Source organism: Mycobacterium xenopi (genome assembly GCF_009936235.1).
Classification (GTDB): domain Bacteria; phylum Actinomycetota; class Actinomycetes; order Mycobacteriales; family Mycobacteriaceae; genus Mycobacterium; species Mycobacterium xenopi.
Window position 1 is genome coordinate 3,467,699 of record NZ_AP022314.1, and the last position, 12,610, is coordinate 3,480,308.

General features: G+C 65.5%; 12 protein-coding genes and 1 pseudogene. All 13 read right to left on the minus strand.

All coding sequences use genetic code 11. The annotated features are described in order from the left end of the window. Nucleotides 1-24: 24 nt before the first annotated feature. Nucleotides 25-771 carry a DUF6390 family protein gene (locus MYXE_RS16400; protein ID WP_085195740.1) on the minus strand — a complete coding sequence of 249 codons (747 nt, stop codon included), beginning with the start codon at nt 769-771 and terminating at the stop codon, nt 25-27. Then, nucleotides 768-1,904, minus strand: a complete 1,137-nt coding sequence (gene hypD, locus MYXE_RS16405) for a hydrogenase formation protein HypD (RefSeq protein ID WP_003922126.1) — start codon at nt 1,902-1,904, stop codon at nt 768-770. The genes MYXE_RS16400 and hypD overlap by 4 nt, the downstream gene beginning before the upstream one ends. A 15-nt stretch (nt 1,905-1,919) precedes the next feature. After that, nucleotides 1,920-2,192: a HypC/HybG/HupF family hydrogenase formation chaperone gene (locus tag MYXE_RS16410; protein WP_003922127.1), complete on the minus strand. Its 273-nt coding sequence runs from the start codon at nt 2,190-2,192 to the stop codon at nt 1,920-1,922. 15 nt (nt 2,193-2,207) lie between these two features. Continuing rightward, nucleotides 2,208-3,320 (minus strand): hydrogenase expression/formation protein HypE, encoded by a 1,113-nt coding sequence (gene hypE / locus MYXE_RS16415; RefSeq protein WP_085195738.1) that lies wholly within the window; start codon nt 3,318-3,320, stop codon nt 2,208-2,210. Beyond that, nucleotides 3,317-3,982: a D-sedoheptulose-7-phosphate isomerase gene (locus MYXE_RS16420; RefSeq protein ID WP_003922131.1), complete on the minus strand. Its 666-nt coding sequence runs from the start codon at nt 3,980-3,982 to the stop codon at nt 3,317-3,319. Before MYXE_RS16420 ends, hypE begins: the two co-directional genes overlap by 4 nt. Then, nucleotides 3,982-4,695, minus strand: coding sequence for a HypC/HybG/HupF family hydrogenase formation chaperone (locus MYXE_RS16425; RefSeq protein WP_085195736.1), 714 nt, complete (start codon nt 4,693-4,695; stop codon nt 3,982-3,984). The genes MYXE_RS16420 and MYXE_RS16425 overlap by 1 nt, the downstream gene beginning before the upstream one ends. After that, nucleotides 4,692-7,062: pseudogene (gene hypF / locus MYXE_RS16430) on the minus strand (carbamoyltransferase HypF). The gene MYXE_RS16425 and the pseudogene hypF overlap by 4 nt, the downstream one beginning before the upstream one ends. A 39-nt stretch (nt 7,063-7,101) precedes the next feature. Then, complete coding sequence (locus MYXE_RS25320; RefSeq protein ID WP_086009215.1) at nt 7,102-7,221, minus strand: DUF6893 family small protein; 120 nt, start codon at nt 7,219-7,221, stop codon at nt 7,102-7,104. A 12-nt stretch (nt 7,222-7,233) separates the two neighbouring features. Beyond that, complete coding sequence (locus MYXE_RS16435; protein WP_112650161.1) at nt 7,234-8,571, minus strand: hypothetical protein; 1,338 nt, start codon at nt 8,569-8,571, stop codon at nt 7,234-7,236. Beyond that, nucleotides 8,568-9,215 (minus strand): DUF6084 family protein, encoded by a 648-nt coding sequence (locus MYXE_RS16440; RefSeq protein WP_003922135.1) that lies wholly within the window; start codon nt 9,213-9,215, stop codon nt 8,568-8,570. The genes MYXE_RS16435 and MYXE_RS16440 overlap by 4 nt, the downstream gene beginning before the upstream one ends. Beyond that, the gene (locus MYXE_RS16445) at nt 9,212-9,835 is read right to left on the minus strand and encodes a DUF5947 family protein (protein ID WP_003922136.1); all 624 of its coding nucleotides are present in this window, start codon (nt 9,833-9,835) and stop codon (nt 9,212-9,214) included. Before MYXE_RS16445 ends, MYXE_RS16440 begins: the two co-directional genes overlap by 4 nt. 48 nt (nt 9,836-9,883) lie before the next feature. Continuing rightward, the gene (locus MYXE_RS16450) at nt 9,884-10,786 is read right to left on the minus strand and encodes a NifU family protein (protein WP_085195732.1); all 903 of its coding nucleotides are present in this window, start codon (nt 10,784-10,786) and stop codon (nt 9,884-9,886) included. Between the two features lie 3 nt (nt 10,787-10,789). Beyond that, complete coding sequence (locus MYXE_RS16455; RefSeq protein ID WP_038430799.1) at nt 10,790-12,589, minus strand: nickel-dependent hydrogenase large subunit; 1,800 nt, start codon at nt 12,587-12,589, stop codon at nt 10,790-10,792. Nucleotides 12,590-12,610 lie beyond the last annotated feature (21 nt).

Sequence of the window (12,610 nt, forward strand, 5' to 3'; positions counted from 1 at the left end):
AGACTTCGACGCCACCAAACGCAACTACACCTGGGCCAGCCGCTGGTTGGTGACCCGAAGCTGGCGCGTCGTGCTGTCCGCTAACGCCTCGATCTGCTCGGCCTGCAGCCGCCCGCACACCCGGCCCCAATGGATCGCCACCTCGTCACCGACGGCCACGTCGGGCACCGCGCTGTAGCCGTCCGCCCACACGTCGAGTCGGCGTGCCACCGGCTCGGACAGATCCAGCGCGTGCCCATCCCAGACCAGAACGCGGCAAGACACCTCGACATCGTCGCCGTCGCGGGAAAGCACTGTGCCCCAGGTGATCCGGCAATTGTCCAAGACGCTGAGCGGATGCTCGTCGACGCCCCGGCCCAATAGGCGCGACCACGGGTAGATGCCGAACACGTGGAAGCAGTGGTTAGCAGCCGCCTCACTAACCAAACCCGGCCCGAGATGCGACCAGTAGTGTCCCGCCTGCGGGCCGATGATGGCGAGCAGCTCATCCACGAACTGCTCCGGGTCGAGGTCGGCGCCCAGCCCGCCGCCGAGCCAGTAGGATTCGACCAGACGATAGTCCAACGGGTCGGCGATGCCGGTCATTTTCGACAAAACCTGCAAATACGGCCACGCGCCAGCGAACTTCCTGGCCGCCGCCCGGATCTGCGTTACCGAGCCGTCCCGCAACGTGGCTGCCAGCGGCGGGCCGCAGTAGCCCAGTGCGTTGGGGGCATAGGCGTAGCGGGCGAACATCTCCGCCCCGCGAACATCCAGCGCAGCCGCGGTCATGCCCGTCCTGACGACCCGACGAGCTTGGCGGCGTCACGGTGCATTCGCCCGAAGTTGTAGTAGGCCGCGCACGCGCCCTCGGGGGACACCATGCAGGTACCGATCGGAGTCTCCGGAGTGCAGGCGGTGCCGAAAACCTTGCACTCCCAAGGCTTGAGCACGCCTTTGAGCACCTCGCCGCATTGGCACGCCTTCGGGTCGGCCACCCGCACACCGGGCATCGCGTAACGCAGTTCTGCGTCGAAGTCTGCGAAGTCGTCGTTTAGCCGTAGTGCGCTCTGCGAAATGAAGCCCAATCCGCGCCATTCGAAGTGCGGCCTCAGCGCGAACACCCTGGCCATCAGCGCCAGTGCGGCCGGGTTGCCGTTTTCGGGCACCACCCGGGAGTACTGGTTCTCCACCTCGCAGCGTCCCTCGCGAATCTGAGTCAGCAGCATCGCCACCGACGCCAGGATGTCCAGCGGCTCGAAACCGGAGACTACCAACGGTTTTCCGTACACTTCGGGCACAAACCGGTACGGCCGGTTGCCGACAACGGTCGACACATGCCCGGGCCCGATGAAACCGGACAGCCGCAGGTCCGGTGATTCCAAAATGGCCTTGATCGGCGGCACGATCGTGACGTGGTTGCAGAACACGCTGAAATTCTTCAACCCCAGTTCGCGGGCGCGCACCAACGTCACCGCGGTGGACGGAACCGTGGTCTCGAAGCCGATGGCGAAGAACACCACCTGCTTGTCGGGCTTGTCGACCGCGATTTTTAGCGCGTCCAGCGGTGAGTAGACGAACCGCACGTCGGCGCCGCGCGCCTTGGCGTCGAGCAAGTTGCCGTTGGAGCCGGGCACTCGCATCATGTCGCCGAAGCAAGTGAAGATCACGTCAGGTTGCTCGGCCAGCCACATCGCGTCGTCGATGCGGCCCATCGGGATCACGCACACCGGGCAGCCGGGGCCGTGTACCAGCTCGACGTTCTCGGGCAGCAGGTGCTCGATGCCGTGGCGGTAGATGGTGTGGGTGTGCCCGCCGCACACCTCCATGAACTTGAAATGCTCGCTGTCGTTAGCCAAGTGCTTGATCGCAACCAGCAGTCTGCGGGCCGCGGCGGGATCGCGGAACTCGTCGACGAATTTCATCGCAAAGCCTTCCAGTCAGACGATCGCGGTGGAATCGAAAGCTTCCATCTCGGTGGCGTACGCGTCGCCCATCTTCTTGACCGCCGCCAGCGTGAGCAATGCCTCGGTTTCGTCGATCTTGGCCATCGCGAAGCCGACGTGAACCAGCACCCAGTCATCGGGCTGTGGCATATCGTTTTCCAGCAGCCGCACGCTGATCGTGCGCTGTACGCCGCTAACGTCGACCTTAGCCAAATAGTTTTCAGCGTCGGTGATTTCGACGATGCGCCCCGGTATTCCCAGACACATTTCAGCTCCACCTCCTCAGCAGATCCGCGGCAGGGGGTCACCGACGAGCATGTCGACGATGCGGGTGCCGCCGAATCCCGTGCGCACCACCACAGTCTCCGCGGGCTCCGCCACGATCTGCCCGATTTCGGCCGCCTCGGCGCCAAGCGGATGCGACCGTAACGCCGCCAGCGCGGCATCGGCTTCCTCCGCTGGGACGACAGCGACAAACTTGCCCTCGTTGGCGACGTAGAGCGGGTCGATACCCAGCAGCTCGCACGCGCCACTGACCATGGGGTGCAACGGAAGTCTGTCTTCGTCGAGCACCACTCCCAAACCACATGCCTGCGCCAACTCGTTGCAGACGGTGCCCACCCCGCCGCGAGTGGGGTCGCGCAGCCACCGCGTGGCCGGCGCCGCCGCCAATAGCAGCTCCACCAATGGGCTCACCGACGCCGTGTCGGAACGGATATCAGCTTCGATCGCCAAATCACCGCGGGCCAGCATCACCGCCATGCCGTGATCGCCCATTGATCCCGACAGCAGCACCTTGTCGCCGGGACGGACCGATTCCGCGGACAGCCGACGACCCTTGGGAATAACGCCGACGCCGGTCGTCGTGATGAACACGCCGTCTGCTGCCCCGTTGGGCACCACCTTGGTGTCCCCGGTGACGATCTGCACAGCGGTTTCGGCTGCGGCCGCGGCCATGTCGGCGACGATCTCCTTCAACTCAGCGATCGGAAAACCCTCTTCGAGAACGAATGCCGCTGAAATCCATTGCGGAACAGCGCCTGTCACTGCGAGGTCGTTGGCCGTCCCGTGCACAGCCAGCTCGCCGATCGAGCCGCCGGGAAAGCTCCTGGGCTGCACCACGAACGAATCGGTCGACAACACCAGCCGCTCACCGCTCGGCAGGCTCACAACAGCGCCATCGCCGAGCGGTTCCAGCAACGGATTCCGGAATGCTTCGACGAAAACCGCGTCGACCAGTGCGGCCGAGGCCTTTCCGCCGGCGCCGTGCGCCAGCGTGACATGCTCGTCGAGCAGCCGGGGCCGGCGTCGGCGAAACGACTCGATGCGATCGATCACATCGCTCTCGGCGAAACGCGGGCCCGAGGACAGGTATTCGCTTGCCGACTTACTCATCGGGCCTCCGCTCGCTGACTGGCCAGCTGGTCATGTACCGCCAACCACAGCTCGTAGCCCAGCAGGGCTTGAGCTTCTTGAATCCGGTGCACGCTCTGCGAATGAACCACAAAGCACGCGTCGACGTCCGCGCTTTTGGCGAATGCGCCGCCCTCGTATCCGGCGAAGCCGACGGTGTACATGTCGCGATGACGCGCTTCGGCCAATGCCGCCATCAGGTTCGGCGAGCTGCCGCTGGTCGACATCGCGATCGCGATGTCGCCCGGTTTGGCGCGGGCGATCAGCTGCCGGGCGAAGACCAGCTCGAAGCCGACGTCGTTGCCCAGTGCGGTCAGGATCGCCTGGTCGGCGGTCAACGACCAGGCCGGCAGCGGTGCCCCGACGGGTGGACGGGCGAATAGCCTTGCCAGCGTGGTGGAGTCGGTGCAGCTGCCACCGTTGCCGAAGGTGAATAGCCGCCCACCGGTGGCGAAGCGGCGCGCCATCTCGGTTGCCGCCCGGTGCAGCAGTTCGGCGTTTTCTTCCAGGGTGTGGCGGCGCAGCGTCAGGCTTTCGGCCGCCTTGGCTTGCGCCGACGCGGTCAGGTCGGCCAACAGCGACTTGGGATCGGTTTCCTGGGCGTCGATAAACGGGTACAGGAAGTTGGTGGGTTCGTCGGTCATCAGCCGTCCTCCTCGACTCTGCTGATCGCCGTTCCCGCGTGCACCAGCACTAGATCGCCGTCGGCCACCGGGTCGACCAGCGCGGTCGCGACGGTCTCGATCCCCTTGGCGGTGCGCACCTGGGCCAGGCCGTCCGCCGACGGCGCGACCACCTCGCCGAGGCGGCCTTCGTCGCTGCAGGTGACGCAAACGTCGTCGGCGCATTGCTGTTTCAGCAAGCCCGGGTGCTCGAAGCACACGTGGGTGAGCTCCCACAACAGGTGGTAGAACAGCACGAACCCACCGGTGGCGGGGACGCGGGGATCGGGGTCGTCGAGCCAGAGCACGTGGTCGGCCATCCCTGGCTGCGGCCGCTGGCCGCTGCCGATCCACACGGTGGTGGCACCCCATGCCGGGCATCGGCGCATTACCGAGCGCACCTGCGGATCGTCGGCGCCGGAAACCGCGATCACAATGTCACCGGGGCGCACCGAAATCCGCACCACGTCGACGACATCAGGACCGGTAATCGCCACGGCCGGCAATGCCCGCTTGCCGACGATCACCGGGTGAATGAATTCGACCGCGATATGCAGGGCGTGCGGCTCCCAGCCCGGCGCGATGGACCACATGGTCGCGCCGGCTGCGAACCGCCTCGCCAAGGTGAACGCGGTAGCGGCCAAATCCGCTGTCAGATCCGCGCCTAGGCCGCGGTCGACCGCGGTGGTAGTCATCGCTGTACCACCCTCTCCTCACCGAACAGTTTCCCCTCGACAGAGTCCTTGACCGCATCATCCAGCGCGGTGAGCACGCAAACCGCGGCCTGACCGAGCGCCAGCCCACCGTCGTTCGGCGGAACCGTGTGATGGGTCAACACCTCAAATCCTGTCTTTTGCAGCAGATTTCGGCATGAAGTCAGCAGCAACACGTTCTGGAACACCCCGCCGGTAAGGCCCACCAACCGCACGTCGCCCGCGATCAGCCCGACCACATCCGCGACCGCGGCCGCGACAGCTTGGTGAAAGCCGGGCCGCGAGATCGGCCGGGTTCGCCCCGACGCGCAGCATCGACGCGATCGCACGGACCATGCCGAGCGGGTCGATTACCCCGTCGCGGCGCACCTCCAGCCACAGCTCTATCGGCTCGTCCGCCGTTTCGGCCAGCACCTCGAGTTCGATGGCGGCCTGGGCCTCGTAGTCGATTCGCTGCCGCACGCCCAACAGCGAGGCCACCGCGTCGAACAGCCGCCCCATGCTCGAACACGGCACACATCCCACGTTCGTTTCCAATTGCCAACGGGTGGCGCGCAGCTCGGCAGGCGTCGCCGCTGCCACCGGGGCCAGATCCGGGGTCCACTCGATGCCGGCCATCCACAGCTCAGACAGCGCCATCCGCCAGGGGTTGCGCACCGCGGCGTCGCCGCCGGGCAGCGGTACCGGCAGCAGGTGGCCGACCCGGGTGAACCGGTGGCTGTCGGGTCCGATCGCGAGAATCTCACCGCCCCAGATGGTTCCGTCGCTGCCGTAGCCGGTGCCGTCGAAGGACACGCCGATGATCGGTTCGCCGAGCCGCCCCTGCTCGGCCAGCAACGACACGACATGGGCATGGTGGTGCTGGACGAGATCCAGTGGGCGGTCGCCGGTATGGCGCTCGGCCCAGCCGCGCGTCTGATATCCCGGATGCAGGTCGGCGGCCAATCGCACAGGGTGCTGCCGGATTTCGCTGAGCTGGGTGACTGCACGCTCGAAGGCGCGCAGCGTTTCCAGGGTGGCCATGTCGCCGATATGACCGGACATGAATGCGCGCGAACCGTCGGTGAGACAGAAGGTGTTCTTCAGTTCCCCGCCCACCGCCAACACGGCCGGTGCGTCGCGGCCGAGGTCGACCGGCAGCGGCGCATAGCCACGCGATCGGCGGATCGGCAGTTCGTGGCCGTCGACCACGCGCACCACCGAGTCGTCGCAGGGTACGTGGATGGGCCGGTTGTGGTCGAGCACCGCGTCGCACAATGGCGAAAGTCGCTGCGCAGCATCGTCTTCAGTGAAGCAAATCGGTTCGTCGGAACGGTTGGCACTGGTGAGCACCAGCGCGTCGGGCACCGGCGCCTCGGCGCCCGGGACGGGCGCGAGCAGCAGGTGATGGATCGGCGAGTACGGCAACATCAGCCCCAGCAGCGGGTTACCCGGTGCGACGGCGTCGGCGACCGGCGCGTCCTCACGCCGCCGCAGTAACACGATAGGGCGGGCCGGGCTGGCCAGGATCTCGGCCTCGGTGGGCTCGATCTGCGCGTAGCGACCGGCCACTTCCAAGTCGCGCACCAGCATGGCAAACGGCTTGGCGCCGCGCGCCTTTCGTGTGCGCAGCCGGGCGACCGCCGTCTCGTCGTCGACGATGCAGGCAAGATGGTAGCCGCCGATGCCTTTGACCGCGACGATGGCTCCTGCTGCCAGCGCCTGCTGGGTGGCGGCAAGTGCTGCGTCGGCTCCGTCGATCCGCCGACCTGAGTACGAAAACCACAGCGACGGTCCGCAGCCCGGGCAAGCGATGGGCTGAGCATGAAATCGGCGGTTGGCGGGATCGTGGTATTCGGCGGCACAGCGCTCACACATAGCGAACGCCGACATGGTCGTGGCCGGCCGGTCGTACGGCAACGCTTTGATGATGGTGAATCGCGGGCCGCAATTGGTGCAGGTGATAAACGGGTGCCGGTAACGGCGGTCGGCAGGGTCGAACAGCTCGGCGACGCAGTCCTCGCACACTGCGATGTCGGGCGGGATCGGCGTAGTGGCCCCCGGGACCGTCTGGCTTTCCACGATATGGAAACCACCGTCAGCCCTGACTCCGATGTCGACGACGTCGACGCTGTTGATCTTCGCTAGCGGCGGCGCATTGGCACGCAATCGGCGCCCGAATTCGGCCAGACTTTGCCGCGGCCCCTGCACCTCCACGAAGACTGCGCCGGAGTCGTTGCCGACGAAACCGGTCAGGCGCAGCTCGGTGGCGATCCGGTGGACAAAGGGCCGAAATCCGACGCCTTGCACCACCCCGGTAACGGTGAACCGCTGCCGGGCGGTGTCAGACCGCACCAACGTGTCAGTCATGTCGACCGCCAAGCGGCTTTACGCGCCGCGTGCCGCGTGCTACATGTGCCGAATCTTGAGGTAGCGGCGGGCATCGGGAAGAGACATGATGCCCATCGCCAGGGCGGCAACGACTATGAGCGCCAGGATGCCGACAAACACCCAACCTACGATCTCCATGTCGATTTCCTTTCATTCGGAGGGCTGCGCTTCAAGCGGCTCAACCTCGTCGGGCGAGAAGTACAGGTACCGGCCGTACCAGTCGTGCAGGTCCGCTGCCGGATCATCGTCGACGACGACGCCGAGATGCTTGTTGCCGTCGACGTCTTCGTGCACCGACGTGACACGAGCGGTCTTGCCTGCGAAGAAAAGGTCTTGCGCATCGGCGCGGCGCGCTGGGCGCAGCCGCACCCTGCTGCCTCTCGCCACCGCAACACCGTTCACCAGCACGGCGTCGATCTCCGGGCGCACTGCGTTGTCCGCCAGTGGATCCCACCAGTCCACCCCCTCGGGTATTTCGGGGAGGAGCCGCCGACCGGTGGCATCTGCGCTCTGATGGGGCTGGCGCAGCACCCCGTGCAGGCGCTGCATCTCTTCGGGCGACATTGCGTCGCAGCGATCGATGATCTGGGCAGCCAGCGGATCGGTCGCGCGCGCCTGCGCCTTCTCCTCCTCGGTCATGGTCATCACCCGCAGGGTGAGTATCTCGTCGATCTCGGTGGCGTCGTACAGCGCGGTCCGGCTCTGCTCGGCGATTTCGGGATGGTCGTAGAGAATGATGGGTGAGATCAGCAGTAGATCGCGGTCGCCGGGTGCGCCGGCCAGCACCGGGAAGCATCGGTGCTGCTCGCAACGGCCTGCGGCCGCCGCAGCGTATTCAGGCGGCTCGAGCAGCGAAATAAACTCGCCTCCAATAACTTCCGCGATGATGTGGCTGCCAATCAAGGATCGGGCGATCGCGTCGTCTTTATCCGTCGCCGGTGCACCGGTGTTGTGAAGGGTAACGGTGACGCGGTCCAGTGCGCCGTCACATTCGACTCCCACTGACAGCGACGCACAGATCTGCTGCCTCGTGCGCACTAGCCGGCCACCGGCGACCGCTTCGATGTCGGTTCCCGCCGGCGCCGTCACAGGCACAATCCACGACCCCGGAGGCTCAGCGAATTCGAAAGGACCGAAGCACAACTCGCGTTCCACTGCTTCGTCCCATGAAAGCCAGGAACCCGCCGCAGTCGTCAGTTCATCGACTGGCTGATAACGCCCGCACCCGATGTCGCGCTCGGCACCGCGATGCTGCAGCTGCAGGAATCGCACCACCAGTTTGACCGCGTCCGCGTTCTCGACGAGGAACTGCGCCGACATGTCCGCGTCCTCGCCGATCCCGGCAACAGCGGCACCTGGAGGGCCGAGAACACCGAACTGCCAACGTGATTGGTTCTTGCTGGACGTCGCGCGGTACGGATATAGCAGATAGCCTTCATAAAGCACGGCGTCGGCGACGCTGCGGGCGCGGTCCCAGTTTGCGCTCATGGGACCTCCTCGTGCGCCGCGGCCAGCAGCGCGGTGACCGCGTCGTCGAAACCCAGGAAGCCTCGCGCGGACTTATACGCAGCCAGCGCCGCCACCGTGTCGTGAGAAAGCCGGACCCATCCGCTGTTCGGGTAGTGCTGTTGGATGAGATCCCGCCACACCGCGACCGGCATGTCGTATCGGTCCTCGCAGTCCCACGGCACTTGCTGTACCGAAAAGCCGCGGTCGCCGGCCATGAATACCGTTCCACTGAAAAGAAATTGCAACGACACCACACCATCGCGCAAGGCATGGAAGTACTTGGCTGCGGCCACCTCGAAGTCGTAGGTGCACGGCAGCGCGAGGGCTAATTCGGTGGCGCCGGTGAACCCCGGCACCATTGCCGCGCAGTGCTGCCACAGGAAGCTTCGCTGGGTAGTCGCCCAGCGTTGGCGTGGCCCGAACAAATCGACGAGCCCGGCGGCCTCTTCGTCGGAATAACTGCGCCGCAACGGATCGATGCGAACCTGGCAGCGCAGGGCGATGGCCTGCACCGGCTGGCCGTCGGCAACCGAGATCGCGACCCGCGCGGTTAGCGTGGGCGTCACGGCGTAGGCTTCCGGGGCCACGTCTATGACGTCGAAGGCGAGATCGGCCGCGGTCATGGTCGTCGCTCCGCACTGCGCGCGGCGAGCGCGGCGAAGAAATCATCGATGAATTCGCGGGCTTCCTGCCCCCCGTCGAAACCGCGCCACAGTTTCCGCAGAGTCCCGACGAATTCGTAGCAGGCGTCGATGGGCACCAGATAGCAGATCGGGTCTCCCACGTCGGGTACGCGCACCAGCAGCGCTTCGACGTCGTCGGCGAGCAGGCCCACACGGGGTTCGGTGGCGCTGATCGCGGTCCAGGCGTCCAAGTCGAGTTCGGACTCGGTGGCACCAGCGGGCCCCGGATAGAACGCGACGATGCGACCCAGCGTCGAGTTGCGGAAGAAGAACGTCACCCCGACCGGAATCTGCAGCGCCTCCCAGGCCCGCCGATCCAACCGGAAATCGGGGAATGCCAAGTAGCGGTCGGGGACCGCGCGGTACTTCAACTCCGCATGCTGGTCGGTGAACAGCAGATAGCAGGCTCGGCACACGCACATCAGTTGGCGGGCAGCGACATTCACGACGTGTTGGTGCGAGTCGGCGATCGCTTCCGAGCACATGTCACATCGCTGGCCCACTGGCGCGGGCGCGCGCCGGCTGGTGATCCGGGACAGCACATCGTAGGCGCTAGTCATGCCCGCCGCCCCTTCTCATCGCTTCGCAGCGCAACGTCGCCGGCGCGGTCATGCCGAGGCTCCCATCGGCTCGGTGGGCACCGCCACCGACAGCACCCCGTCGCGAACCAGCAGCGGGAATGGATCTAGGTGTGCCGCTGGATCACCCAGCCCGGCACCAGCGTGCACGACGTCGAAATCGTTGCGACATCGCGGGCAACGCAGCACCGGTGCACCGGTGTCGTCCGCCCGGTGCAGTGCCGCACCGGCCAGCGACCCCTCGCATACCGGGCAGTAGTCACGGTAGGCGTACAGCTGCTCACCGACCCGGCAGGCCAGGATGGATACGCCCGCGACGAAGAACCCGCCCACTTCGCCGGGCGCCAACTCGGCTATATCGGGCACCTGATGCCAGGCAGCGCCGTTCGAATGCACCTTCGCCAGCAGTGATTCGGCCGGGATTATGTGCGTCGAATCGGCTTCGGCCGCAACGACTTCGATCGACGAAATCTCTGGCGCGGCGGCCCGCACGGCGTCCTCGACGGCCAATTCCAGTGTCAGCGCCGACGACGGGCAGCTCTTGCAGCTGCCGGAGAACCGCAGCCGAACGGTGTCACCGACGATGTCGAGCAGATGCACGTCGCCGCCGTGCGAACCCAGGTAAGGCCGGACGCGGTCCAACGCGTCTGCGACCCTGCGCTCGAGGTCGTGCGGGTGTAGCCCGTGCACCAGCAGCAGGCTGGCAACCAGGTCGTCGCCGGCCAGTCGCTCGACGAGCCCCGGATCGTCGATCATTTCCACGATCCGTTTTAGACCCGCGCCGTAGAGCTCGACTACCTCGCGGACCAGCTGCTCGGCGCGCTCACGTGCAGCGGACCCGGCCGCCGACGTGGCGTCCAGCAGCGTCTGGATCCGATCGCCCGCCGTGCGCCATTGCGCGTGCCCTCCCAACTCCTCGGGGCGATCAGCCATCCATTACTCCCCGGTAGCTGCTTGCGTCGGCGAGTGCAGCCGCTCCAGCGTCTTGCCCTTGCCCAGATACATGTGCACCCCACACGGCAGACACGGGTCGAAACTGCGCACCGTGCGCATGATGTCGATGCCCTTGAAGTGCTCCCGGTCGTTCTCCTCGAAGATCGGTTGACCTTGCACCGCGTCCTCGTAAGGACCTGGCGTGCCGTAGAAGTCGCGCGGGTTGGCATTCCACGGCGTCGGCGGATACGGGTGGTAGTTGGCGATCTTGCCGTCGCGAATCACCATGTGGTGGGACAGCACCCCACGCACTGCCTCGGTGAACCCGCAACCGATGCCTTCCTTGGGCACCTCGAACTTCTCCCAGGTCTTGGTGCGGCCGGCCCGGATCTCGGCGAGCGCTTTCTCGGCGAAGTGCAGCGCACACGCGGCCGCGTAGGCCTGGAAGTAGGTCCGCGCCCGATCGCGCTCGATGGTGTTAGAGCCGTGCTTGGGAATCTTCCACTCGAATTCAACCGGGCCCTTGAGCGCGGTCTTGGGCAGGTTGATCTGTACGGAATGCCCGGTGGATTTGACGTAGCCGATATCGACCAGCCCGCCCAGCGCGGTCGCCCACAGCCGCGCCAGCGGCCCGCCGCCAGTATCAAGTGCCAAGTAGTCACCGTTGTGGAACCAGCGGGGCGACATTACCCAGCTGTACTTGCCACCGTCCATGTCCCGCTTCTGCGGGTGCGGCAGGGTGTGCTGGTTCCACGGGTGCCGACGGTCCACCGGATTACCCAGCGGGTCGGTCTTGACGAACATCTCCTGGTCGGTCCAGTCGTCGTAATACGAACTGCCTAAAAGAATCCGGATGCCCAGGTTGATGTCGACCAGCGACGTGGTGACGAGCTTGCCGTCGACCACTACTCCGGGTGTGACGAACATCTTGCGACCCCAGGACTCCATATCCCGGTAGTCGAAGTTGCAGTATTCCGGATCCTGGAAGGAGCCCCAACAGCCCAACAGGGTGCGCCGCAAGCCGACCTTCTCATACCCGGGGATCGCCTCGTAGAAGAAGTCGAAGAGATCGTCGTGCATCGGCACGACCTTCTTCATGAACTCCACATAGCGCATCAGCCGGGCCATGTAATCGGTCATCAGCTGAACCGTCGCGACGGTGCCGACCCCGCCGGGATACAGCGTCGACGGGTGCACGTGCCGACCTTCCATGAGGCAGAACATTTCCCGGGTGTAGCGGGACACCTGCAACGCCTCGCGATAGAACTCGCCGCTAAACGGGTTGAGCGAGCGCATGATGTCGGCGACGGTCTTGTACCCGTGCGCGTCGGCGTGCGGGGCTGGGGTGTTCTCGGCCCGAGCCAACACCCCCGGGTTGGTCTCCTTGACCATCTTCTCGCAGAAGTCCACGCCGACCAGGTTCTCCTGGAAGATGTTGTGGTCGAACATGAATTCCGCGGCCTCGCCGAGGTTGACGATCCATTCGCCCAGGTGAGGTGGCACCACTCCGTAGGCCATGTTCTGCGCGTAGCACGAACAGGTGGCGTGGTTATCCCCGCAGATCCCGCAGATGCGGCTGGTGATGAAGTGCGCGTCTCGCGGGTCCTTGCCCCTCATGAAGATCGAGTAGCCGCGGAAAATCGACGACGTGCTGTGACACTCGACGACTTCTTTGTTCTCGAAGTCGATCTTGGTGTAGATCCCGAGGCTGCCCACGATCCGGGTAATCGGATCCCACGCCATCTCCACCAGTTGGCCGGGTTCTCTCTTTTCATGCGATGGCTTGGGGATGATCTGTGTCATCGAACTTCACTTTCTATCTAG

Excerpts from the sequence above, each read along its gene's own strand:
- hypD (WP_003922126.1), bottom strand. The coding sequence starts at position 1,904 with ATGAAATTCGTCGACGAGTTCCGCGATCCCGCCGCGGCCCGCAGACTG.
- MYXE_RS16440 (WP_003922135.1), bottom strand. The coding sequence starts at position 9,215 with ATGACCGCGGCCGATCTCGCCTTCGACGTCATAGACGTGGCCCCGGAA.
- MYXE_RS16435 (WP_112650161.1), bottom strand. The coding sequence starts at position 8,571 with ATGAGCGCAAACTGGGACCGCGCCCGCAGCGTCGCCGACGCCGTGCTT.
- hypE (WP_085195738.1), bottom strand. The coding sequence starts at position 3,320 with ATGAGTAAGTCGGCAAGCGAATACCTGTCCTCGGGCCCGCGTTTCGCC.
- MYXE_RS16445 (WP_003922136.1), bottom strand. The coding sequence starts at position 9,835 with ATGACTAGCGCCTACGATGTGCTGTCCCGGATCACCAGCCGGCGCGCG.
- MYXE_RS25320 (WP_086009215.1), bottom strand. The coding sequence starts at position 7,221 with ATGGAGATCGTAGGTTGGGTGTTTGTCGGCATCCTGGCGCTCATAGTC.
- MYXE_RS16400 (WP_085195740.1), bottom strand. The coding sequence starts at position 771 with ATGACCGCGGCTGCGCTGGATGTTCGCGGGGCGGAGATGTTCGCCCGC.
- MYXE_RS16425 (WP_085195736.1), bottom strand. The coding sequence starts at position 4,695 with ATGACTACCACCGCGGTCGACCGCGGCCTAGGCGCGGATCTGACAGCG.
- MYXE_RS16450 (WP_085195732.1), bottom strand. The coding sequence starts at position 10,786 with ATGGCTGATCGCCCCGAGGAGTTGGGAGGGCACGCGCAATGGCGCACG.
- MYXE_RS16410 (WP_003922127.1), bottom strand. The coding sequence starts at position 2,192 with ATGTGTCTGGGAATACCGGGGCGCATCGTCGAAATCACCGACGCTGAA.
- MYXE_RS16420 (WP_003922131.1), bottom strand. The coding sequence starts at position 3,982 with ATGACCGACGAACCCACCAACTTCCTGTACCCGTTTATCGACGCCCAG.
- MYXE_RS16455 (WP_038430799.1), bottom strand. The coding sequence starts at position 12,589 with ATGACACAGATCATCCCCAAGCCATCGCATGAAAAGAGAGAACCCGGC.